The following is a 26767-nucleotide window of genomic DNA, read 5'->3' as shown; positions in this document are numbered from 1 at the left end:
GACTCCTGTCAGGCACGTTGCGCATGCCACTGTCTTATGGCACTGAAAAATCAGACCGCTTCGAATTTCTTGCCTCGGGTGGTATGGGTGACAAGGCGGTTGTATTCCGGGGTCCTGTCCCCGATCACCTGGACCGCGCCGTATTTCTCAAGGCTGATGCGACCGCCGTACTCCTCGATGTGCTCGGAGTCCGGGTAGATTTTCACGAAGGACGGAACATAGCGTGAGGCGAAGCCCATGCGCATGTCCTGGGACTCGCCGCTATGAGGGTAGGAGGCGTGCATCAGGGTCGACCAGAAAATGATGAACTGGCCGGCCTTCATCTGCATGGGCACGGCGGAGGATTCGTCAGGCTTGAAGTTCTCGTCGATCTGCAGCTGGCGATAGTCGTAGCCGAAGAAACCGCGGCGCACGCCATCCTTGACCACCGAGCTGTTGTTGGCATCCGGATCGTAGGCCATGCGCTTGGTTTCGTCGTAGTTCATGCTGTTCTGGGTGCCGGGAATGAATTGCAGGCAACCATTGGCGATGTTGGCGTCGGTGAACGCGGTCCAGACGGTGATGGTGCCACCGAAGTCTTCGTTCTCCGGCCACAGGATCTGCGGCTTGCCCGAGGCGTTGGCGAAGGTGTCGGCCTGGTGCCAGTCGGTGCCTTCGTCGCCCGGATATTTGGGGAAGAACTCGGTACGCCAGCACAGTACGTCCGGACCGAGGATGCTTTCGACGCGGTCGCAGATCTGTGGACGGCAGATGTGGCTGGCGAGGAATTCGTCGTCCAGGTGGCGATCATAGTTGGCGATGTTGGTGCCGGCGGAAATCGCATCCAGGTCCTGGTACGCCGCGGCGCTGCGGTCGAGCAGGCGCAGGCGGGTGCGTTTCCAGGTTTCTTTCATTTCTTCCGGGGTATAGGCGTCGAAAGGACCGATGAAGCCATTCTTCTCAAAGGACGCGCGTTCTTCCGGGGTCAAGGCGAATTTCTTGCTCATGGGCTGTTCCTTTTCGGTCAATGGGCTTGGACAAGGGAGCGCTGGATGCAGTCGGCCAATACCTTGGCGGTTGCACCGTTGGCCAGTACGCCGGGGTCCAGGTTGACCTGGTAATGGGCCTTGAAAGTGCTCAGGGAGCGGATCAGTGCCAGGGAGGTGCCGCCAAAGTCGAAGAAGTCATCGTTCAGACCGATGTTCTTCAGGCCGATGTCCTGGGACCAGACCTTGAGCACGAACTGCTCTTGCTCGGTGAGGTTGTCGGCCGTGTGGTGGACGGTGGCTTCGATGGAGTCGGGCGAGGGCAGGCGCTTCTTGTCGATCTTGCCGTGGTCGGTAACCGGCAGTTGTGCCAGGGCGATGTAGGCTGAAGGGCGCATGTAGTCCGGCAGGTTGGCGGCCACCAGCGCGGCGACTTCGCTGCGGACCTGTTCGGTCCAGGCATTCACGCCCTGGGCCGGTACCACGTAGGTGAGCAGTCGCCAGTCGCCGTCGCCGTAATCGTGACCGGTCACATGGGCCGCGGCCACGGCGGGACTGCTCTGCAGGCAGGCTTCGACTTCGCCGGGCTCGATGCGGAAACCGCGGATTTTCAGTTGCTCGTCGCAACGACCGGCGTAGCGGTACTCGCCGTCATCGCCCAGCACCACCAGATCGCCAGTGCGATAGGCGCGAGTTGAAGTTCCTGGCAGTTGCACGAAGCGCTCGCTGTTCAGCGCCGGGCGGTTCAGGTAACCCAGCGCTACGCCGGCGCCTTCGATGTACAGCTCACCGGCGGTGCCCTGGGGCACGGGTTGTTGATCGGCATCGAGCAGATTCAGGCGCCAGCCATCCAGCGGGGCACCAATCGATACCATGGCGGCGCTTTCCAGGTCCTGGCCCAGCACGCGCTTGAAGGTGGTGTGCACTGTGGCTTCGGTGATGCCGTACATGTTGATCAGCGCAGGCTTCTGGTCACCATGGCGTTCGACCCAGGGGCGCAGCACCGTGGCTGGCAGAGCCTCGCCGCCGAATACCACGTAGCGCAGCGCCAGCGGCGTCTTGGCCTGGCGGTCTGCCTCGTCGAGGCCGCGGAAGGCCGACGGGGTCTGGCTGAGGACGGTCACGCCCTGGTCGAGCAGCCATTGACGGGTTGCGGTTGGTGAGCGTGACACATCGTAAGGCACCACGGCGACGTGGCCGCCATGGGCCAGTGCGCCCCAGATCTCCCAGACCGAAAAGTCGAAGCCGATGGAGTGGAACATCGACCAGACGTCATGTTCGTTGAAAGCGTACTCGCGCTGGGTGCTGTCCAACAGGCGACTGACGTTGGCGTGGGCCACCAGCACACCCTTGGGTTCGCCGGTGGAGCCGGAGGTGTAGATGACGTAGGCCGGTGCCTGGTCGGGGGCGCGGCGGTCGACATCGCCAATCGGCTCCAGTGCCGGGCCGGCCAGCAGATCGGCCAGGGGCAGGACGCGCACGGACGGGCTCTGCGCCAGATTGGCGGGCTCGCCGATCATCAGGTTCAGGCCGCTGTCGCGCACGATGTGTTCCACGCGCTTGCCGGGGTACTGCGGGTCGACCGGGACGTAGGCGCCGCCGGCCTTGAGGATGCCCAGCAGGCTGATGACCAGGTCGACGCTGCGCGTCAGGCACATCCCGACCAGCATGCCGTCCTTGACGCCTTCCTGGCGAAGACGGGCTGCCAGTTGCGAAGAGGCCGCATCGAGTTGCGCGTAACTCAACGCGCGAGTGGCGTCGGAGACGGCCGTTCGCTCGGGAAATTCACGGGCCCGGGCAGTGAAGATTTCATGCAGGAATGCACCGGGCGTGAGAGGGGCTGGCGCGGGGTTGACCGATCCGCCAGTGTTCTTAATCGGCATGACTAACGCTCCTGTTGGTTGCCAGGTGCAGCGTATTTGCGCGTTTGCGAAAACCGTTGCACTCGAGACGTCACTGCGGCCCACGGGATCGTTTAATGCGCCTGTGCGATTCGCAGCTGTCGCATTTCAGCACCGACTTCGTGCCGGCGTCTGTCGCGGGAAATGGGGACAAGCCGCTTTGGGATGAACGTCGGCAGCGACGGTGTAACCGGGTGTGTCGGGTCTGTCCCGGTTTGCGGTGCCAGACATCACCGTGGATCAGTGTTTTTATCCTTGCCCGACAGTGGGGCGCATTGGTTTTGCCCCGTACGACGTGGATCCGAGGGTCCGTGGTTCAGGAGTGATGCATGAATCTTCAAACTAACGCTTCGCCCGTGTTGAGCGATGACGGGATGGCGGATTCGCTTTCCTGGCCAGGTCAGCCAGTCGATGGGCAGGTCCGATTGTCGCTGCTCGCCGATGGCCTGAACTTGCCCGTGGTGATCGAAGCGATCGCACCAGGTTTGGACCCGTCGGCGTGGGCCGGCACCCATCGCCAGGCCGTTGAGGCGTTGCTGTGCCGCCACGGCGCGGTGCTGTTTCGCGGTTTCGAGCTCGCCTCGGTGCCGGCCTTCGAAGCGTTTGCCGAAGCCTTGTCCCCCGGGTTGCATGGCAGTTACGGCGACCTGCCGAAGAAGGAGGGCGGACGGAACGTCTATCGCTCAACGCCTTATCCCGAACGGGAAATGATCCTCTACCACAACGAGAGCTCCCACCTGGAAAGCTGGCCGCGCAAGCAGTGGTTCTATTGCGAGCAGCCTTCACGGGTCGGCGGTGCGACACCGCTGGCGGACATCCGGCAAGTGCTGCGGCAACTGCCCGCCGAGGTAGTGGCACGCTTCGAACAAAAGGGGCTGATGTACAGCCGCACCTTCACCGCCGGGGTCGAGCCAGGCTGGGAATCGTTCTTCGGCACCACTGACCGGGGTGAAGTCGAACGGCGTTGTCGGGAGCAGGGCACCGATTTCGAATGGCTCGACGGCGACACCCTGCAAGTACGCACCCTCTGCCCGGCGGTGATCCGTCATCCGCAGACCGGCGAGGCGGCGTTCTTCAACCAGGTGCAGTTGCACCATCCATTCTGCCTTGGCGAGGAAATGCGTGAAGACCTGCTCGACATGTTCGGCGCCGACCGTTTGCCGCGCATGGTCAGCTACGGCGATGGAACACCGATTGAAGATGAGGTCATGGCCCTGGTGGGCGACGCCTATGAGGCCTGCGCCGTCAGGTTCGACTGGCGCAAGGGCGATGTGGTCATGCTCGACAACATGCTGGCCGCCCATGCCCGTGATCCTTACGAGGAGCCGCGCCTCATTGTCGTGGCGATGGGCGAGATGACCGCCCGGGGCGACGTCTGGCAGCCGGCCTGAGCCATATCGCGAGTTCATTCGAGGATAGCAACCCATGAAAAACCAGAAAGAGAAGAAACCCAAGCCGGGGTCGGTCATGCGCCTGCTGTGGCGCAACCACCCCTGGCTGACGTTTTTCACCTTGATTTGTGGTGTCATCAGCGGGGTCGCATCCATCGCGGTGGTGAGTGTGATCAATCAGGCGATCCACAATGACGGTGATCGCATGCAGGCGCTGTACTGGTTTGCCGGGCTCAGTGCCATAGCGCTGATCCTGCGCAACGGTGCTGCGCTGTTCCCGGCCTACGCCAGCATGCGGATCATGACCCGGTTGCGCATCGCACTGTGCCGCAAGATCCTTGCCACGCCGCTGGAAGAGGTGGACCGGCGCGGCCCGCCCAACGTGCTGACCATGCTGACCAACGACATCCCGCAACTGAACACGACACTGATCGTCATGCCCACTGTGCTGGTGGAGGCGACGGTCTTTCTGTTCGGTATTGCCTACCTGGCGTACCTGTCGTGGGTAGTCCTGGCCTTGACGGTTTCGCTGATGGTCCTGGGTGTGGGTTTGTACCTGTTCTTCTTCGCCAGCGGCGTGAGGTCCACCAATCGGGTTCGGGACGAGTTCACCGCGTTCAACGAATACACCCATGCCCTGGTGTTCGGTCTCAAGGAATTGAAGCTCAACGGCATTCGCCGTCGCTGGTTCGGCCGCTCCGCCATCGAGGCGTCCTCGACCCGGGTGGCGCGCTACAACTTCGTCGAGCGCCTGTGGTACACCGCTGCCGACAACGTGGGCCAGTTCACCCTGTCGTTGCTGATCGGTTGCCTGCTGTTCGCCGCGCCGCTGGTCAGCACGGTCGATCCCAAAGTGATGACCGCCAGTGTGCTGGCGGTGCTCTACATCATGGGGCCGCTGTCGCTGTTGGTGGGGGCAATGCCGGTGCTGGCGGCGGGCAGGGTTGCCTGTACGCGGCTCGCAGAGTTCGGTTTCGCGATCAACGATCCGCACCCCGAACCCGTTGCGGTCGAAGCACCGAAAGTGCATCTGCTCGAGCACAAAAAGACCTGGGGCAGCATCGAGTTGAAGGGCGTGCGGATGCATTACCAGGACCCGCATGCCGGAAGTGGTTTCTCCCTGGGACCCATCGACCTGACGGTACAGGCGGGTGAACTGATCTACATCGTTGGTGGCAACGGTTGCGGCAAAAGCACTCTGGCCAAGGTGCTGTGCGGGCTCTACATCCCTCAAGGCGGCGAGGTGCTGCTCGACGGCGTGGCGATCTCTGACGAGAGCCGCAGTGAATACCGCGATCTGTTTTCCGCGGTGTTCTCGGACTTCCATCTGTTCAATCGCCTCATCGGTCCCGACGAAGAGGATGGCAACCCGGAGCTGGCGAGCAAATACCTGGAAACCCTCGGTTTGGCCGACAAGATCAAGATCGAAGGGCTGGGTTATTCGACCCTCAAGGCGTTGTCCTACGGACAGCAGAAGCGCCTGGCCCTGGTATGCGCCTACATGGAAGACCGGCCGGTGTACGTGCTTGATGAGTGGGCAGCCGACCAGGACCCGCCGTTCAAGAAGTTCTTCTACGAAGAACTGCTGCCCGACCTCAAGCGGCGCGGCAAGACGGTGCTGATCATTACCCATGACGACCAGTACTTCCAGCTGGCCGACCGGATCATCAAGCTGGCCGACGGGCACATCGTCTCCGATATCAACTGTGCCATTCGCGACAAGCGCGCCTGAATGGCTGTTCTGACTGCACCGTCCGGCTGGCGATGTTGTCGCGACAACATCCCCGCCAACCCGTGAAAGACGCCTGACATCCAACCCGCCCGACAGCAGTGGAACTCCTGCCGGGTGGCGCCGGCTGTCCGCGCGGATCTGCATCATCAACTCCAGGCGTGCCCTGTTGCGTTTGCCCCGGGCAGCACTGACAAATATCTGAGAAGGAACGTATGACATTTTTCTTTGCTGTGGGCGTTGTTATCGCAGTGGGCCTCTTGGCCGACCGTCATCCAGAACCTGCCGGTGTGCGAGTGACCGGGGGCCGCGTATGAACCAGTCTCTGGAGCTTGCGGCAACTTATCCGCTGACGGCGTCCCAGCGGGACATCTGGCTGGACCAGATGACCAAGGGCGATTCTCCCTTGTACACCATGGGTGGTTACCTCCATATCCAGGGTGCTGTCGACCCTGACCGCATGGAGCAAGCGGTCGAACTGCTGGTCCGCAAGCACGATGCCTTGCGCACGGTCCTGCACTGCGACGTCGGCGGCGACGGCGTGCCCATGCAGACCCTGGTCGAGTCGTTGGAGGTGCGGGTCCCGCTGATCGATTTTTCCAATCGTCCCGAACCGCAGACCGCGGCCCAGACCTGGGTACAACAGGGGCTGGAAGTGGCATTTGCTCTCGATAAGGGACCACTGTTCCGCTTCTACCTGGTCAAGCTCGATGAGGCTTCGTTCTATTTCGTCGTCAACCTGCACCACATTATCCAGGACGGCTGGGGCATCAACCTGATGCTCGCGTCCCTCAGTGACCTGTACAACGCGCTTGGGGAGAACCGCGAGCCTGACCTGTCGGCACCGTCCTATGCCGGATTCATCGAGGATGACGCCCGTTACCACGAATCGGACCGTTTCCAGCGGGACCAGGCCTACTGGCTCGATAAATACCGGGATGTGCCGGATCCATTGTTCACTGCCCGTTACCGTGATCGCTTTGTCGAGCCCGTGGTGCCCAGCGCTCATGCCATGACGTCTTTCCCTCAGACGCTGAACGAGCGGATCGACGCCCTGGCGCTGACCCATCAGGTCTCGCGTTTCCCGGTGCTGCTGGCGACGTTGTACGTGTACTTTGTCCGTACGACCCAGCGCGACGAGCTGGTGGTGGGCCTGCCGATCCTCAATCGCTCCAATCCGACCTTCAAGCAAACCGTGGGATTGTTCACCCAGGTCAGTGCCATGCGCTTGAGATTCGCCGATGACCTGTCGTTCGGCGAGCTGATCCAAGAGGTGGCGCGCGCGCTCAAGCAGGACTATCGCTACCAGCGGTTTCCGTTAAGCGACATTCACCGCTCCTTGGAGCTGCGACGTGACAATCGTGCCCAGCTGTTCGATGTGTCGTTCTCCTATGAGGAAGAGAACTACCTGTACCGGTTCGGCGACGCCACGGCCTATTCGGTGAAGAGTTCCAACGGTCAGGAGCAGATGCCCCTGGCGATTCATTTCCGGACCAACCCCAACGAGAAAAATGCCTGGGTGCACTGGATCTACAACCAGGCGTTCTTGCAGGCCGATGAAATCGAGGCAATGGCCGAGCGCTTCGTCCACGTTCTGGAGCAAGGACTGAGTGACGATACGTTGCCGATCCGTGACTTTGTCCTGCCGACACCGGCTGAAGCCCGTCTGCTCCAGGCCTGGAACACGAGCGATGCGCAGCGGTATGAGCACGACCGCACCATTCACAGTCTGTTCGAAGCGCGGGCTGCCGCGCAGCCGAGAGCAGTGGCGGTGGTCCATGAAGGCCAGAGCCTGACCTACGGCGAGCTGAATATCCGGGCGAACCAGGTCGCCCATCGCCTGCTGGCCTTGGGGGTGTTCCCGGATGATCGGGTGGCAATCTGCGTCGAGCGTGGCCTGGACATGATCGTTGGCCTGTTGGGTATCCTGAAGTCCGGCGCTGGCTATGTACCGCTGGATCCGGCCTACCCCCTGGACCGCCTGACCTTCATGCTCGAGGACAGCTCGCCGGTGGCGTTGCTCACCCAAGCTGCGTTGCTAGACCGAGTGCCTGCGCCGGCTGTCCCGGTGTTGCTGCTCGATCAGCCTGAAGCCGCGGGGTTCGTCGGGCAGCCACAGCATGATCCGAATATCGGCACACTGGCGCCCCATCACCTGGCCTACGTGATCTATACCTCGGGCTCGACCGGCTTGCCCAAGGGCGTGATGGTCGAGCACCGCAACGTCGCGCGGCTGTTCTCGGCCACGCAGCCGTGGTTCGACTTCGGTCCGCAAGACGTCTGGGCGCTGTTCCATTCTTTCGCGTTCGATTTCTCGGTCTGGGAAATCTGGGGCGCATTGACCCACGGCGGCCGCCTGCTGGTGGTGCCGCAACTGGTCAGCCGTTCGCCGCAGGACTGCTACGCGCTGTTGTGCGAGGCCGGCGTCACGGTGCTGAACCAGACGCCGACGGCGTTCCGCCAGTTGATTGCGGCCCAGGGTGAGAGCGACCTGAGCCACAGCCTGCGCCAGGTGATCTTCGGTGGCGAGGCCTTGGAAACCGGCATCCTCAAGCCATGGTACGCCCGGGCAATCAATGCCGGCACGCAACTGGTGAACATGTACGGCATCACCGAAACCACGGTGCACGTGACCTATCGTGCGCTGCAAGCGGCCGATGCCCAGTTGATCGGTGTCAGCCCGATCGGCAAGCGGATTCCCGATTTGCGCCTATACCTGCTGGACAAGTACGGCAAGCCGGTGCCCAAGGGCGTGGAGGGCGAGCTGTACGTCGGTGGCGCCGGTGTGGCGCGAGGCTACCTGAACCGGCCGGAGCTCAACGAAACGCGGTTCCTGCCCGATCCGTTCGATGCCGATGCGAACGCGCGGATGTATCGTACCGGCGACCTCGGTCGCTGGCTGCACAACGGCGAGCTGCAGTACCTGGGTCGCAACGATGAACAGGTGAAGATCCGCGGTTTTCGTATCGAACTGGGTGAAATCGAGGCGAAGCTGACGGCTTGCGCAAAAGTGCGCGAAGCGGTGGTGGTCGCCCGGGAAGACGAGCCGGGCGACAAGCGGCTGGTGGCCTATGTGCTTGCCGAAGATGGCGCCTGCGTGTCTGCGGGCGAGTTGCGCAGCGAGCTGCTGGGCTCGTTGGCGGACTACATGGTACCGAGTGCCTTTGTGATGCTCGAAGCGTTTCCGCTGACCACCAACGGCAAGCTCGACCGCAAGGCACTGCCGGCTCCCGACTCGCAGGCCCTTGCCCGGCGCAGCTATGAAGCGCCGATGGGCCAGGTGGAAATCACCCTGGCTGCGCTGTGGGCCGAGCTGCTTGGCGTCGAGCAGGTGAGCCGCCACGACCGTTTCTTCGAACTGGGAGGCCACTCGCTGTTGGCGGTCAAGCTGATCGAGCGCATGCGCCAGTTCGACCTGAACGCCGACGTCGGGGTGCTGTTCGGCCAACCGACGCTGCAGACCCTGGCTGCCGCGACCAGCAACAGCCGCGGCGTGCGGGTGCCGGAGAATCGGATTCCCCGGGACGTCGAGCGCATCACCCCGGACATGTTGCCCCTGGCGACCCTGACCCAGGACGAAATCGATCGTATTGTCGCAACCGTGCCGGGCGGCGTGGACAATGTGCAGGATATCTACGGCCTGGTGCCGTTGCAGGAAGGCATTCTCTATCACCATCTGGCTACCAGCGAAGGTGATCCGTACCTGCTGCAGGCCCTGTTGCGCTTCGGCACTCGGGAACAGTTGGAAGCATTCGGGCACGCCTTGCAGGCGGTCATCGCCCGGCACGACATCCTGCGCACCTCGGTGGCGTGGGAAGGGCTGGGCGAGCCGGTGCAGGTGGTCTGGCGCGAGGCGCGCCTGAGGGTCGAAGAACTGGCCCTGGACCCGATCGAAGGCGACATCGCTGACCAGTTGCAGGCCCGTTTCGATCCGCGCCATACCCGCTTCGATCTGCGCCAGGCACCGATGATGCGTATTCACTTTGCCGAGGATACCGTCAATGGCAGTTGGGTGGCGGTATTGCTGTTCCATCACCTGATCGATGACGCGACCTCCCTCGGCATGCTCGGCAAGGAAATCGATGCACACCTGCAAGGTCGTTCGGCGGAGCTGCCGGTGTCGGTGCCTTATCGCAACTACGTGGCCCAGGTCCGCCTGGACAGTCATCCCGAGCAACATGAGGCGTTCTTCAGCGAGATGCTCGGCGACGTCGACGAGCCGACGTTGCCGCTCGGCCTGCAGGATGTGCAGGGCGACGGCAGCGGTATCGAAGAGGCGACGCTGTCGCTGGAGGTCGGGCTGGCCCGGCGTCTGCGTGCCCAGGCCCGGCGCCTGGGGGTGAGCACCGCCAGTCTGCATCATTTGGCCTGGGGTCAGGTGGTGGGGCGCTTGTCCGGTCGTCAGGACGTGGTGTTCGGCACCGTGTTGATGGGCCGGTTGCACAGTGGACAGGAGGCCGGACACGCCCTGGGCATGTTCGTCAACACCCTGCCATTGCGCGTCGAGGCGGGGAACCAAGGGGTGCTGGCCGCGTTGCAGGCGACCCATGGCCGCCTGGCGGCGCTGCTGGGCCACGAACACGCGCCGTTGTCTTTGGCACAGCGGTGCAGTGGCGTTGCGCCGCCGGCGCCGCTGTTCAGCGCGCTGATGAACTATCGGCAGACCGCCGTGGCGGCACAGGCAAGCGAGGATGCGGGCCAGGCAAGAATCTGGGCCGGTGCGGAAATTCTCGGCGGCGAGGAACGGACCAACTACCCACTGTCGCTATCGGTGGATGATCTCGGTGATTCGTTTGGACTGACCGTGCAAGCCGTTGCCGGGATCGGTGCACAACGGGTATGCGGCTACGTGCACACCGTGCTTGAAGCTATGGTCGATGCCCTCGACCGGGATGGGGATACCCCGTTGCACACACTGGCCTTTGTTCCCGCCAGTGAACGTCAGCAGTTGTTGCACGACTTCAATGCGTTCGATGCGGTGTACCCGTCGGGACTGCTGATCCATCAACTGTTCGAGGCCCATGCTGAAGCTCAGCCTGAGGCCGTTGCGCTGACGTATCAGGGGCAGAGCCTGAGCTACGGCGAACTGAATCGGCTGTCCAACCAGATCGCCCATCACTTGATCGAGTGGGGTGTCCGTGCCGACGACCGGGTGGCGATCTGCGTGGAGCGCGGCCTGGAAATGGTTGCGGGGCTGGTGGGGATCCTCAAGGCCGGGGCCGGCTATGTGCCGCTGGATCCGGCTTACCCGGCCGAGCGCTTGGTCTACATGCTGGAGGACAGCGCACCGAAGGTGCTGCTGACCCAGGGCAGCCTGCAGGAACGCTTCCCAGCGGCGGGCGTGCCGGTCTTGCTGCTCGACGGTGAGGACCGCGCCGCCGCGGGCATCGACCGGCAACCGTCCAGTAACCCGGACGCACAGGTGAGCGGCCTTACCCCCGACAGCCTGGCGTATGTCATCTACACCTCGGGCTCCACCGGCCAGCCCAAGGGTGTGGCGATGCCGCACCGTGCCCTGGTCAACCTGATGCAGTGGCAGATCGCGCAAGCGGCGCAGCAGGGGCGGGCTGCTGCGCGCACCTTGCAGTTTGCCGCACTCGGCTTCGACGTGGCGTTCCAGGAAGTCTTCAGCACCTTGTGTGCCGGCGGCGAGCTGTCGCTGATCCATGCCGACATCCGCCTGAATTTCCACCGCCTGTTCGAACACATCTGCCAGCAGCGCATCGAACGCCTGTATCTGCCGTGCATCGCCCTGCAGGCCCTGGCCGAAGCGGTCGCCGACGAGCGTGACGGCACGCCGCTGACCTGCGACTTGAAAGACGTCATTACCGCTGGCGAACAGTTACGCATCACGCCACAGATCCGTGCCTTGTTCGAGCGCCTGGACGGTTGTCGCCTGCACAACCACTACGGGCCGACCGAATCCCACGTCACCACTGCGTTGACGCTACCGGACGATGTCGCGGCGTGGCCGACGCTGCCTGCCATCGGACAGCCGGTAGCCAATACCCGTATCTACCTGTTGGACGAACAGCAGCAACCGGTGCCGGTCGGCGTGGCCGGCGAGATCCACATCGGTGGCGTTTGCGTCGCCCATGGTTATCTGAACCGCGAAGACCTGACCGCACAACGGTTCATCCGTGACCCGTTTGCCACCGACGGGCAGGCGCGCCTGTACAAGACCGGTGACCTGGGCCGCTACTTGCCCGATGGTCATATCGAGTACCTGGGACGCAACGACGATCAGATCAAGATCCGAGGCTTCCGTGTCGAGCTGGGTGAGATCGAGTCCCGGCTCTGCCAACACGGCGAAGTAAAGGAGGCGGTTGTCGTCGCCCGTGAAGACCAACCCGGCGAGAAACGCCTGGTGGCCTACATCACCGCCCAGGTGGCGGATGCGGCGCCGGAGGCCGATGCACTGCGCGCGCACTTGCAGGCGCTGCTGCCGGACTACATGGTTCCTGCGGCCTACGTGCGCCTGGATACGCTGCCCTTGTCGCCCAACGGCAAACTCGACCGCCGCGCGCTGCCGGCCCCGGAAGCGGACGCCTTCGCCAGCCGTGCCTATGAAGCGCCACTGGGCGAGGTGGAAACCACGCTGGCAGGGTTGTGGGCTGATGTGCTCGGTGTCGGGCAGGTGGGGCGACACGATCATTTCTTCGAGCTGGGCGGCCATTCGCTGCTGGCTGTAAAACTGATCGAACTGATGCGCAAGGCTGGGCTGAGCGCCGATGTGCGGGTGCTGTTCGGTCAACCTACCTTGGCTGCCCTGGCGGCGGCAGTGGGCGGTCGTACCGAGGTGAGCGTGCCGGCCAACGGTATTGCTGCGGGGTGCGAACGGATCACTCCGTCGATGCTGCCGCTGGTGACGCTGGACCAGGCAACCCTCGATCGGATCGTCGCCGCTGTGCCGGGCGGCGTCGGCAACGTCCAGGACATCTACCCCCTGGCGCCGTTGCAGGAGGGCATTCTCTATCACCACATCGCCGCCGAGGAAGGCGACCCCTACCTGCTGCAAGCCACCTTCGCGATGGACAGCCGCGCTCAACTCGACGGCTTCGTCGCGGCCTTGCAGGCCGTGATCGACCGGCACGATATCCTCCGGACCGCGCTGCTGCGCGAAGGCCTGGAGGCGCCGTTACAGGTGGTTCTGCGCCAGTGCCGGTTGACGCTCGATGAGCAGGCCCTCGATCCGGCCAGGGGCGATATCGCGGCGCAGTTGCAAGGATTGTTCGATCCTCGCCATTGCCGGCTGGACCTCGGCAAGGCGCCACTGATGCGTCTGGCCTGCGCCTGGGACAGTGTGCACCAGCGCTGGGTCGCGGTTCTGCTGTTCCACCATATCGCCCTGGACCATACCGCCCTGGACGTGATGCAGGAGGAAATGCTGGCGTTCCTCAATGGCGAGGGCGACCGCCTGGAAGCGGCCATGCCTTACCGTAATTACGTGGCGCAAACGCTGTTGGGCGTGCCGCGTGAGCAGCATGAGCGCTTCTTTCGCGACATGCTCGCTGATGTCGAGGAGCCGACGCTGCCGTTCGGCCTGCGGGAAGTCCAGGGGGACGGCCGGGGCGTAGAAGAGGTCAAGCTGAATCTCGACCCGGATCTTTGCCGGCGTCTGCGGCAGCAGGCGCGCCAACTGGGCGTGAGCGCGGCAGCCTTGCATCACTTGGCGTGGGCTAGGGTACTGGGGCGTGTGTCCGGTCGCGAGGACGTGGTCTTCGGCACCGTACTGCTGGGGCGCATGCAGAGCGGCGAGGGCGCGGACCGCGCCCTGGGCATGTTCATCAATACCCTGCCGTTGCGGGTCAACGTGGGCGGGCAGGACGTGCGTGCCGGGGTCAAGGTGACCCACGCCCGCCTGACGGCCTTGTTGGGCCACGAACACGCTTCTCTGGCACTGGCTCAGCGTTGCAGTGGCGTGCCAGCTTCGCTACCGCTGTTCAGTGCGTTGCTGAACTATCGGCATAGCCCGCTCCAGGAAGGCGACAGTGTCGACCGCTGGGCGGGTACGCAGGTGTTGGAGGTCATGGAGCGGACCAACTATCCGTGCATGTTGTCGGTGGACGATCAGGGCGAAGGCTTCCTGCTGAGCGTGCAGACGGCCGGTGGGGTTGATGCGCGTCAGGTCGGTGCCTACATGCAGACGGCCCTGGCGAGCCTGGTGGAGGCACTGGAGTGTGCGCCTGAATCCGCGATCAACGATCTGGAGATCCTGTCGGAAAACGAGCGCAGGCAGGTATTGCAGGAATTCAACAACACCGCAGCCCATTTCCCTCTGGAACAGACCGTTCATGGGTTGTTCGAGGAGCAGGTGCAGCGCACGCCGGAGGCGCTGGCGGTGCTGCATGGCGAGCAACGCCTGAGCTATGCCGAGTTGAACGAGCGGGCCAACCAGTTGGCGCATTATCTGGGCGGGCAGGGTGTGCGGCCGGACTCGCGAGTGGCGGTCTGCGTCGAGCGTGGCCTCGACATGGTCGTGGGCTTGCTGGCGATCCTCAAGGCGGGTGGCGGTTACGTGCCACTGGATCCGGCCTATCCAGCGGATCGGATTGCCTACATGCTGGCGGACAGTGCACCGGCAGTGGTGCTGGCCCAGACGGCGACCCTTGGGTTGTTGGCTGATGCCACGATGCCAGTGATTGATTTGGGTAGCGGGCTCTGGCAGGACGAGTCCGTCTCGAGTCCGCAGGTTGCCGAGCTGACCTCGTCGCACCTGGCCTACGTGATCTACACCTCAGGTTCGACCGGGTTGCCGAAAGGCGTGATGATCGAACACCGCAACACGGTGAATTTCCTGACTTGGGCGCATCGTTCGTTCGATGCCCGGACACTGTCGAAAACGCTGTTCTCGACCTCGCTGAACTTCGACCTGGCGGTCTACGAGTGCTTTGCACCGTTGACTAGCGGCGGCAGCATCGAGGTAGTCACTAATGTGCTGGAACTGCAACACGGCGAACACGACATCACCCTGATAAACACCGTGCCATCGGCGCTCAAGGCCTTGCTGGAGTCCGGTGGACTGGGCGAAGGCGTGGACACGGTGAACGTGGCCGGCGAAGCCCTCAAGCGCAGTCTGGTGGAAGCGTTGTTCGAGCAGACCCAGGTCAAACGCCTGTGCAACCTCTACGGGCCTTCGGAAACTACGACTTACTCCAGTTGGGTCTCCATGGCCCGTGAAGACGGATTTGCCGCGCACATCGGCAAACCGGTTGCGAATACACAGTTCTACTTGCTGGACGAACATAAACAACCGGTGCCACTGGGCGTCCCAGGGGAAATCTACATCGGTGGTGCCGGTGTCGCGCGGGGTTACCTGAACCGCGATGACCTGACCGCTGAACGCTTCCTCAAGGATCCGTTCAGCAGCGAACCGGATGCCCGGATGTACAAGACCGGAGACCTCGGTCGCTACCTGCCGGACGGCAATATCGAATACCTCGGCCGCAACGACGACCAGGTGAAGATCCGTGGTTTCCGCATCGAACTGGGCGAGATCGAAGCCAAGCTCGCTCAACACGACGCGGTGAAAGAAACGGTGGTACTGGCCCGTGAAGACGTGCCGGGCGACAAGCGCCTGGTGGCCTACTTCACGCCGGCGAACGACACAGCGGACATCGAAACCCTGCGCAGCCATCTCCAAGCGCAGCTACCGGAATACATGGTTCCCGTGGCCTACGTTCGCCTCGATGCCATGCCGTTGACCCCCAATGGCAAGCTCGACCGCAAGGCCTTGCCGGCTCCGGAACACGATGCACTGATCACCCGTGGCTACGAAGCCCCCCGAGGCGAAACCGAAACCGTCCTGGCGCAGATCTGGCAGGACCTGCTAGGTCTGCAACAAGTGGGTCGTCACGATCACTTCTTCGAACTCGGCGGCCACTCGCTGCTGGCCGTCAGCCTGATCGAGCGGATGCGTCAGGTCAGCCTGAGTGCCGACGTGCGCGTGCTGTTCAGCCAACCGACCCTGGCTGCGCTGGCAGCGGCTGTCGGCAACGATGCCGGCAACGAGATGAGCGTTCCGGTCAACCTGATTGCGTCGGACTGCCAACGCATTACCCCCGACATGCTGCCGTTGGTGACGTTGACCCAGGACGCCATCGACCGCATCGTCGCGACCGTGCCGGGCGGGGCGGCCAATGTGCAGGACATCTACCCGCTGGCGCCGTTGCAGGAGGGGATTCTCTATCACCACCTGGCGGCCGAACAGGGCGACCCCTACGTGCTGCAAGCGCAGTTCGCCTTTGACAGCCGCGAACGCCTGGACGATTTCACCCAGGCCCTGCAAGGCGTGATCGATCGCCACGACATCCTGCGCACGGCCATGGCCTGGGAAGGGCTGGACGAGCCGGTACAAGTGGTCTGGCGCGAGGCATCGCTGGGCGTCGAGCAAGTGTTGCTGCGGGGGGAGGACGGCGACATCGCTGTTCAGTTGAACACCCGGCAGCACCTGGACATCCGCCAGGCGCCGTTGATGTGCATCCGTTTTGCCCAGGATGAAATTCACCAGCGCTGGGTAGCGACCCTGTTGTTTCACCATATGGCGCTCGATCACACAGCACTGGAAGTGGTGCGCCACGAAATGCAGGCACACTTGCTGGGCCAGGCTGACCAATTGGGCGCAGCGGTGCCGTATCGCAACTATGTGGCCCAGGCCCGCCTGGGTGTGAGCCGTGAGGAGCACGAAGCGTTCTTCCACGACATGCTGGGTACCATCGACGAACCCACCTTGCCATTCGGTTTGCAGGATGTCCGTGGCGATGGCAGCGATGTCGAGGAGGCCAGGCAAGCGGTCACCATCGATCTGAGCCGTCGCCTGCGCAGCCAGGCCCGTCGGTTGGGCGTGAGCGCGGCGAGTCTGCACCACTTGGCCTGGGCCCTGGTGCTGGGCCGGGTATCGGGTCGCGAAGAGGTGGTGTTCGGCACCGTATTGATGGGCCGGATGCAAGGGGGCGCGGGGGCCGACCGCGCTCTGGGGATGTTCATCAATACCTTGCCGCTGGGCGTGCAGGTGGGGGCGCAGAGCGTGCGCGATGGTGTACTGGCGACACATGCGCGGCTGACCGGGTTGCTGGGGCATGAGCACGCTTCCCTGGCATTGGCCCAGCGTTGCAGTGGCGTGGTTGCACCGACGCCGTTGTTCAGTGCTTTGCTCAACTATCGTCATTCGATGGCGGAGCCCCTCGCACTGCAACCGTCCTCTGGCTGGCAAGGCATCGAGGCGCTGGGTGGCGAGGAGCGCACCAACTATCCGTTGGCGCTGTCGGTGGACGATCTGGGCGAAGGCTTCAGCCTCACCGTCCAGGCGGTGAGTGGCGTCGATGCGTGGCGCGTCGCTGCCTATATGGAGGCTGCGCTGGCGAGTCTGGCCCAGGCGCTGGAGTGTGCCCCTGAGTCGTCGCTGGCCGATTTGCCAATTCTGCCGGCAGCGGAACGTGAGCAACTGCTGGTGGCGTTCAACGCCACCGACGCCGAGTACCCGCTGGAACAGACCGTTCACGGATTGTTCGAGGAACAGGTGCAGAGCACGCCGGATGCGCTGGCGGTGCTGCATGGCGAGCAGCGCCTGAGCTATCGCGAGCTGAACGAACGGGCCAACCGGTTGGCGCATTACCTGCGCAAGCAGGGCGTGCGGCCGGATTCGCGGGTGGCGATCTGCGTCGAGCGTGGTATCGACATGGTCGTGGGCTTGCTGGCGATTCTCAAGGCCGGTGGCGGTTACGTGCCACTGGATCCGGCCTATCCGGCGGATCGGATTGCCTACATGCTGGAAGACAGCGCTCCGGCCGTGGTCCTGGTCCAGACGGCGACCCTTGGGTTGTTGGCTGGTGCCAAGATGCCTGTGATCGATCTCGGTAGCGGGCTCTGGCAGGACGAGTCCGTCTCGAGTCCGCAGGTACCTGGGCTGACCTCGTCGCATCTGGCCTACGTGATCTACACCTCCGGTTCCACCGGTTTGCCCAAGGGTGTGATGATCGAACACCGCAACACGGTGAACTTCCTCACGTGGGCCCATCGTTCATTCGATGCGCAAACCCTGTCGAAAACCCTGTTTTCGACTTCGCTGAACTTCGACCTGGCGGTCTACGAATGCTTCGCACCGCTGACGTCGGGCGGCAGCATCGAAGTGGTCACTAATGTGCTGGAACTGCAAAACGGTGAACACGACATCACCTTGATCAACACCGTACCGTCGGCGCTCAAGGCGCTGCTGGAATCCGGCGGTTTGAGCGACGGCGTCGATACAGTCAACGTGGCCGGCGAAGCGCTCAAGCGCAGTCTGGTGGAAACACTCTTCGAACAGACTTCAGTCAAGCGCCTGTGCAACCTCTATGGGCCTTCGGAAACCACGACTTATTCGAGTTGGGTGTCCATGGCCCGTGAAGACGGTTTTGCCGCGCACATCGGCAAGCCGGTTGCCAATACCCAGTTCTACTTGCTGGATGAGCATAAGCAGCCGGTGCCGCTGGGTGTTCCAGGGGAAATCTATATCGGCGGTGCCGGTGTCGCCCGTGGTTATCTCAATCGTGATGACCTGACCGCCGAGCGTTTCCTCAGCGATCCCTTCAGCTGTTCACCCAATGCCCGGATGTACAAAACCGGCGACCTCGGCCGTTATCTCCCGGACGGCAACATCGAATACCTGGGCCGTAACGACGACCAGGTGAAGATCCGGGGTTTCCGCATCGAACTGGGCGAGATCGAAACCAAGCTTGCCCAACATGACGCTGTGAAAGAAGCGGTGGTGCTGGCCCGTGAAGACGTGCCGGGCGACAAGCGCCTGGTGGCTTATTTCACTCAATCCGAAGCGGTGGACATTGAGGTCCTGCGCCGCCATCTGCAAGCGCAATTGCCGGCCTATATGGTCCCGGTGGCCTACGTGCAGCTTGATGCACTGCCCCTGACCCCCAACGGCAAACTCGACCGCAAGGCCTTGCCGGCGCCGGAACACGATGCACTGATCACCCGTGGCTACGAAGCCCCCCAAGGCGAAGTTGAAACCATCCTGGCGCAGATCTGGCAGGACCTGCTCAAGGTCGAGCGCGTCGGTCGTCACGATCACTTCTTCGAACTCGGTGGCCACTCCCTGCTGGCCGTCAGCCTGATCGAACGGATGCGCCAGACCGGCCTGAGTGCCGATGTGCGTATCCTGTTCAATCAATCGACCCTGGCTGCGCTGGCGTCGGCCATCGGCGGTAGCAGTGAAGTGACAGTTCCGGCAAACCTGATTCCTGCGGATTGCGAACACATCACCCCGGCCATGCTGCCACTGGTATCGCTGGACCAGGATGCCATTGACCGTATCGTCGCGACGGTACCGGGCGGTGCGGCCAATGTGCAGGACATCTATCCGTTGGCGCCGTTGCAGGAGGGCATCCTCTATCACCACCTGGCGGCCGAACAGGGTGACCCCTACGTGCTGCAAGCGCAGTTCGCCTTCGACAGCCGCGAACGCCTGGACGATTTCACCCAGGCCTTGCAAGGCGTGATCGATCGCCACGACATCCTGCGCACGGCCATGGCCTGGGAGGGCTTGGACGAGCCGGTGCAAGTGGTCTGGCGCAACGCGTCGCTCGGCGTCGAGCAGGTATTGCTGCGGGATGAGGACGGTGACATCGCCGGTCAGTTGCAAGCACGCTTCGATGCGCGGCACCACCGCTTGGATATCCGCCAGGCGCCGTTGATGTGCATCCGCTTTGCTCAGGATGCAACCCACCAGCGTTGGGTAGCGACCCTGTTGTTTCATCACATGGCGCTCGATCACACCGCACTGGAAGTGGTGCGCCATGAGATGCAGGCGCACTTGCTCGGGCAGGCCGGGCAGTTGGCGGCGGCGATGCCTTATCGCAACTATGTGGCCCAGGCTCGCCTGGGCGTCAGCCAGCAGGAGCACGAAGGTTTCTTCCACGACATGCTTGGCGACGTGGACGAGCCGACGTTGCCGTTCGGCCTGCACGATGTGCAAGGCGCAGGACAGGGGATCGAAGAAGCCACGTTGGCGCTCGCCAACAGCTTGAGCCATAACCTGAGGATTCAGGCACGCCGGCTTGGTGTGAGCGCGGCAAGTCTGGTCCACCTGGCCTGGGCGCAGGTGCTGGGCCGTGTATCGGGCCGGGACGACGTGGTGTTCGGCACCGTGCTGATGGGCCGGATGCAGGGCGGCGAGGGCGCCGACCGCGCCCTGGGGATGTTCATCAACACCTTGCCGCTACGGGTGAACCTGGGGCAGGCCGCGGTCCGTGCAGGCGTGAGAGCGACCCATGGCCGCTTGACCGCGCTGCTGGGGCATGAGCATGCGTCTCTGGCGCTGGCGCAGCGTTGCAGTGGGGTGGCGGCACCGACGCCGCTGTTCAGTGCGTTGCTCAACTACCGTCACACCGATGCGAACCAGGCCCCGTCTGCCTGGAGCGGCATTGAGGTGCTCAGTGGCGAAGAGCGGACCAACTATCCGCTGATGCTCTCGGTGGACGATCTGGGCGAAGATTTCAGCCTGACCGTCCAAGTGGTGAGCGGGATCGGCGCGCCGCGGATCTGTGCCTATATGGAAGCGGCGCTGACGAGTCTGGCCCAGGCGCTGGAGTGTGCGCCTGAGTCATCGCTGGCCGATCTGCCGATTCTGCCCGCAGCGGAGCGTGAGCAACTGCTGGTGACGTTCAACGCCACCGACGCCGAATATCCGCTGGATCAGACCATTCATGGGTTGTTCGAGGAGCAGGTGCAACGCACGCCGGAAGCAATGGCCGTGCGGCATGGCGAGCAACGCCTGAGCTATTGCGAGCTGAACGAGCAGGCCAACCGCCTGGCGCATTATCTGTGCGGGCAGGGCGTGCGGCCGGATTCGCGGGTGGCGATCTGCGTCGAGCGTGGCCTCGACATGGTGGTCGGGTTGCTGGCGATCCTCAAGGCGGGCGGTGGTTATGTACCGCTGGATCCGGCTTACCCGGCGGATCGGATTGCCTACATGCTGGAAGACAGCGCGCCGGCGGTGGTGCTGGCTCAGACGGCGACCCTTGGGTTGCTGGCCGATGCAACGATGCCGGTGATCGATCTCGGTAGCGGGCGCTGGCAGGACGAATCCGTCTCGAATCCAGAGATTGCCGAGCTGACCTCGGCGCATCTGGCTTACGTGATCTACACCTCCGGTTCCACCGGCTTGCCGAAAGGGGTGATGATCGAACACCGCAACACGGTGAACTTCCTGACCTGGGCCCATCGGTCGTTCGATGCCCAAACCCTGTCAAAAACCCTGTTCTCGACCTCGCTGAACTTCGATCTGGCGGTCTACGAGTGCTTTGCACCGTTGACTAGCGGCGGCAGCATCGAGGTCGTCACTAATGTGCTGGAACTGCAACACGGCGAGCACGACATCACCCTGATCAACACCGTGCCGTCGGCGCTCAAGGCGTTGCTGGAATCCGGTGGTTTGAGCGAGGGCGTCGATACAGTCAACGTGGCCGGCGAAGCGCTCAAGCGCAGTCTGGTGGAAGCGCTGTTCGAACAGACTTCCGTCAAGCGCCTGTGCAACCTCTATGGGCCTTCGGAAACCACGACTTATTCGAGTTGGGTGTCGATGGCCCGTGAAGACGGGTTTGCCGCGCATATCGGCAAGCCGGTTGCCAATACCCAGTTCTACTTGCTGGATGAGCATAAGCAGCCGGTGCCGCTGGGTGTTCCAGGGGAAATCTATATCGGCGGTGCCGGTGTCGCCCGTGGTTATCTCAATCGTGATGACCTGACCGCCGAGCGTTTCCTCAGCGATCCCTTCAGCTGTTCACCCAATGCCCGGATGTACAAAACCGGCGACCTCGGCCGTTATCTCCCGGACGGCAACATCGAATACCTGGGCCGTAACGACGACCAGGTGAAGATCCGGGGTTTCCGCATCGAACTGGGCGAGATCGAAGCCAAGCTCGCTCAACACGACGCGGTGAAAGAAGCGGTGGTCCTGGCCCGTGAAGACGTGCCGGGCGACAAGCGCCTGGTGGCCTACTTCACGCCGGCGAACGACACAACGGATATCGAAGCCCTGCGCAGCCATCTGCAAGGGCAGCTACCGGAATACATGGTCCCCGTGGCCTACGTTCGCCTCGATGCCATGCCGTTGACCCCCAATGGCAAGCTCGACCGCAAGGCCTTGCCGGCTCCGGAACACGATGCACTGATCACCCGTGGCTACGAAGCCCCGCAAGGCGAAACAGAGATTGCCCTGGCACAACTCTGGTCCGAGGTGCTCAAGGTCGAGCGCGTCGGCCGTCATGACCACTTCTTCGAACTCGGTGGCCATTCCCTGCTGGCCGTCAGCCTGATCGAGCGGATGCGCCAGGCCGGCTTGAGCGCCGACGTGCGCGTGCTGTTCGGCCAGCCGACGTTGATGGCGCTGGCGGCAGCGGTGGGCAGTGGCAGCGAAATCGTGGTGCCGGACAACGGTATCCCGCCGGGTTGCACGCGGATCACCCCCGACATGCTCACACTGACCCACCTGGATCAGGAGGCCATCGACCATATCGCGTCGAAAGTGCCGGGTGGCATGGGCAACATACAGGACATCTACCCGCTGGCGCCGTTGCAGGAAGGCATCCTCTATCACCATCTGGCCGCCGAACAGGGCGACCCCTACGTGTTGCAGTCGCAGTTCGCCTTCGACAGCTGCGAGCGTCTGGACGAGTTCGTCCAGGCCCTGCAAGTGGTGATCGATCGCCACGACATCCTGCGCACGGCCATCGTCTGGGAGGGCCTCGATGAACCTCAGCAAGTGGTCTGGCGCGAGGCGCGTCTGGGGCTGGAGGCGTTCGTTGCGGATCCACAGGCCGGTGCCGTCAGCGAACAACTGCACAGTCGTTTCAATGCCCGGCACTATGCCCTTGACCTGACCCAGGCCCCGCTGATGCGCCTGGCGTTCGCGGAAGATCAGCCCAACCAGCGCTGGATCGCGATGCTGCTGTTCCATCACATCGCCCTCGATCATGCGGCGATGAAAGTGGTGCAGCGCGAGATGCTGGCGTATCTGCAGGGGCACGCTGACCAGTTGGACACCCCCGCGCCGTATCGCAACTATGTGGCTCAGGCCCGCCTGGGGGTGAGTCGTGAAGAGCATGAAGGCTTCTTCAGCGACATGCTCGGCGATGTGGACGAGCCGACACTGCCGTTTGGCCTGCACGATGTACAGGGCGACGGTGACGATATCGAGACGGCGACACAGCTGCTCGACAGCGACCTGAGCCGTCGCCTGCGGCGTCTGGCCCGCCAGTCGGGCGTGGGCGCGGCGAGCCTGCACCACTTGGCCTGGGCGCAGGTGCTGGGCCGGGTCTCGGGCAGGAGCGATGTGGTCTTCGGCACGGTCCTGATGGGCCGGATGCAGGGCGGCGAAGGGGCCGATCGTGCGTTGGGCATGTTCATCAATACCCTGCCGCTTCGCGTCGGTGTCGATGAGCGGGACGTCAAGGCCGGCGTCAAGGAAGTGCACGGTCGACTGACCGCCCTGTTGGGGCATGAGCATGCCCCATTGGCACTGGCCCAGCGTTGCAGCGCGGTGGCGGCGCCGACGCCGCTGTTCAGTGCCTTGCTCAATTACCGTAACTCCAGCGAACAAGCCAATGGACGGGACACCCTGGCGGCCTGGCAGGACGTCGAAACCCTGGGCGGCGAAGCACGCACCAACTATCCGCTGACCCTGTCGGTGGATGACCTGGGTGACGACTTCGCCTTGACCGTCCTGGCCAGCCACGGCGTGGGCGCGCAGCGGATCTGTGCCTACATGGAAACCGCGCTGCACAGCCTGGCCAAGGCCCTGGAGTTCAACCCCACGACACGCCTGCACAGTCTGGAGGTACTGCCGCAAGCCGAGCGCCGGCAAGTGTTGATGGGGTTCAACGCTACTAGCCGTCGTTATCCGCGGCACCGGACCGTCAATGACTTGTTCGAAGCACAGGTGCAGGCGCATCCCGATGCCGTTGCCGTGGTCCATGACGAGCAACGCCTGACTTACCGCGACCTCAATGCCAGGGCCAACCGCCTGGCCCGTCATCTGATCGGTCTGGGTACTCAATTGGGCGACAGCGTGGCTATTGGCTTGGCACGTTCGAGCGACCTGCTGGTCAGTCAATTGGCCGTGCTCAAATGTGCTGCCGTCTACGTGCCGCTGGATATCAACGCACCGGTCGAGCGCCAGCAATTCATGGTCCAGGACAGTGGCGCACAGCTGGTGTTGACCCTGAGCACCCTGGTTGTGCCTGAAGGTGTGCAACGGGTGGACCTGGATACCGTCGAGCTGGACGAGTCTGCCGATGACCTGGACCTGACCCAGGATGCCGAGTCGGTTGCGTACATCATGTACACCTCCGGTTCCACCGGGATGCCGAAGGGTGTGCTGGTGCCGCATCGGGCGATCAACCGCTTGGTGATCAACAACGGCTACGCCGATTTCAACCAGCAGGACCGGGTGGCGTTCGCCTCGAACCCGGCCTTCGATGCCAGTACCCTCGACGTCTGGGCGCCGTTGCTCAACGGCGGCTGCGTGGTGGTGGTCGAGCAGGATGTGTTGCTGTCCCGGGAGCGGTTCGCGGCGCTGTTGACCGAGCAATCGGTCAGCGTGTTGTGGATGACCGCCGGGCTGTTCCACCAGTACGCCGACGGCCTGCTGCCGGTGTTCAAGCAACTGCGTTACCTGATCGTGGGTGGCGATGTGTTGGATCCGGCGGTAATCGCGCGCGTGCTCAAAGATGGCGCACCGCAACATCTGCTCAACGGCTATGGCCCGACCGAAGCCACGACGTTTACCACCACTTATGAAATCAAGAACGTGGGCGAGGGCGGTATCCCTATCGGTCGACCTATCAGCAACACCCGCGTCTACGTGCTGGATGCGAACCAGCAGCCGGTGCCGGTGGGTGTGGCGGGTGAGTTGTACATCGGTGGCGATGGCGTAGCGAAAGGCTACCTGAACCGTCCGGAACTGACCGCCGAGAAATTCGTTGCCGATCCGTTCAGCGCCGATCCGGCGGCCTTGCTCTACCGCACCGGCGACCTGGCGCGCTGGCGTGCCGACGGCGCCGTGGATTACCTGGGTCGCAACGACGACCAGGTGAAGATCCGTGGCTTCCGCATCGAACTGGGCGAGATCGAAGCCCGACTCGCACAACATGATGCTGTGAGGGACTGCGTGGTCCTGGTCCGCGAAGACGTGCCGGGTGAGAAACGCTTGGTGGCTTACTTCACTCAAGCGCAGGACGTGGACATCGAGGCGTTGCGCGCCCATCTGCAAGGGCTACTGCCGGAGTACATGGTGCCGGTGGCCTACATGCGCCTCGACGCATGGCCGCTGACCGCCAACGGCAAATTGGATCGTCGCGCACTGCCGGTGCCGGATCTTGACTCACTCGCCACACGGGCCTATGAGGCCCCGCAAGGCGAAGTCGAAGCCACGTTGGCACAGCTATGGCAAGACCTGCTCAACGTCGAGCGCATCGGTCGTCATGATCATTTCTTCGAGCTGGGCGGTCACTCGCTGTTGGCGGTGACGTTGATCGAGCGCATGCGTCAGGCCGGTTTGAGCGCTGACGTGCGGGTGCTGTTCAGCCAGCCGACCCTGGCGGCGCTGGCCGCGGCCGTCGGCAGCGGCAAGGAGGTCAAGGTGCCTGCGAACCTGATCGCCTGCGGCTGTGAACGGATTACGCCAGCCATGCTCACGCTGATCCAGCTTGATCAGGAAGCAATTGACCGGGTCGTGGCAACGGTGCCGGGCGGCGCGCGCAATGTGCAGGACATCTACCCGTTGGCGCCGCTGCAGGAAGGTATCCATTACCATCACCTGGCCGCCGAGCAGGGCGATCCCTATGTGTTGAAAATCCTGTTTGAAGTATGCAGTCGGGATCGGCTGTCGGCCTTTGCAGATGCGTTGCAGCATGTCATCGACCGGCACGACATCCTCCGTACCAGCGTGGTGTGGCAAGGGTTCGATTCGCCAGTGCAAGTGGTCTGGCGCAACGCGCCGCTGGCGGTGGATGAGGTGGCGCTGGCAGCCGGGGCGGGCGATGTCGCTACCCTGTTGCAGGACCGTTTCGATCCACGGCATTACCGTCTCGATATCACCCGGGCGCCCATGATGCGCCTGGTGTTTGCCCAGGACGCGGCCAACCAGCGTTGGGTCGCGATGCTGCTGTTCCACCATATGGCGCTGGACCACACCGCCATGGAGGTGGTGCGGCACGAGATGCAGGCGCATCTGTTGGGCGAGGCCGAGCCGCTGGCCGCGGCTGCGCCGTATCGCAACTATGTGGCCCAGGCTCGCCTGGGCGTGAGCCAAGCGGAGCACGAAGCGTTCTTCCGCGAGATGCTCGGTGATGTAGACGAGCCGACGCTGCCGTTCGGTCTTCAGGATGTGCAGGGGGATGGACGGGATATCGAGGAAGCCAGACTGCCTGTCGACCTGTCGTTGAGCCTGCGTCTGCGAGCCCAGGCGCGCCAGCTCGGCGTGAGTGCGGCCAGCCTGGTTCACCTGGCCTGGGGGCAGGTGCTGGGCCAGGTGTCCGGCAAACCGGATGTGGTGTTCGGCACCGTGCTGATGGGGCGGATGCAGGGTGGCGATGGGGCTGATCGGGCGCTGGGCATGTTCATCAACACCTTGCCGTTGCGGGTGGATGTGGGCGACCAGGGCGTGCGTGACGGCGTGAAGGCCACTCACGCCCGGTTGACCGGCCTGCTGGGGCACGAGCATGCCTCCCTGGCGCTGGCCCAGCGTTGCAGCGGCGTAGCCGCGCCGATGCCGTTGTTCGGTGCGTTGCT

General features: G+C 63.4%; 5 protein-coding genes (1 of these 5 running past the window's edge). 3 read left to right on the top strand and 2 right to left on the bottom strand.

What is annotated here, in order from left to right; genetic code table 11:
- Positions 1–50 precede the first annotated feature (50 nt).
- Both syrB2 and syrB1 read right to left on the bottom strand, forming a co-directional pair.
- Entirely contained in the window at positions 51–986 is a 936-nt protein-coding gene (gene syrB2 / locus QZH45_RS17665) for a syringomycin E biosynthesis L-threonyl-[L-threonyl-carrier protein] 4-chlorinase SyrB2 (protein WP_024780708.1), read from the bottom strand.
- A 17-nt stretch (positions 987–1003) separates the two neighbouring features.
- The gene (gene syrB1, locus QZH45_RS17660; protein WP_069018265.1) at positions 1004–2848 is read right to left on the bottom strand and encodes a syringomycin E biosynthesis L-threonine--[L-threonyl-carrier protein] ligase SyrB1; all 1845 of its coding nucleotides are present in this window, start codon (positions 2846–2848) and stop codon (positions 1004–1006) included.
- 347 nt (positions 2849–3195) lie between these two features.
- Here syrB1 and QZH45_RS17655 point away from each other — a divergent pair, with 347 nt between their 5' ends.
- From QZH45_RS17655 to QZH45_RS17645, 3 genes are all read left to right on the top strand, one after another.
- A complete protein-coding gene (locus QZH45_RS17655; RefSeq protein ID WP_024780706.1) occupies positions 3196–4257 on the top strand; it encodes a TauD/TfdA family dioxygenase in 1062 nt (353 codons plus the stop codon).
- 34 nt (positions 4258–4291) lie between these two features.
- Complete coding sequence (locus tag QZH45_RS17650; RefSeq protein WP_055135886.1) at positions 4292–5989, top strand: cyclic peptide export ABC transporter; 1698 nt, start codon at positions 4292–4294, stop codon at positions 5987–5989.
- Positions 5990–6299: 310 nt separating this feature from the next.
- Positions 6300–26767: the 5' portion of a non-ribosomal peptide synthase/polyketide synthase gene (locus QZH45_RS17645; protein WP_432783467.1), read on the top strand. Its footprint extends 8584 nt past the window's final position; 20468 of the gene's 29052 nt are visible here — the first part of the coding sequence; the start codon lies at positions 6300–6302; its stop codon lies off the right edge, out of view.

The organism is Pseudomonas corrugata (assembly GCF_050920615.1).
In the GTDB taxonomy this organism is placed as follows: Bacteria; Pseudomonadota; Gammaproteobacteria; order Pseudomonadales; family Pseudomonadaceae; genus Aquipseudomonas; species Aquipseudomonas corrugata.
The sequence above is the reverse complement of the archived record's forward strand: the minus strand, read 5'-3'. Positions and strand labels throughout refer to the sequence as shown.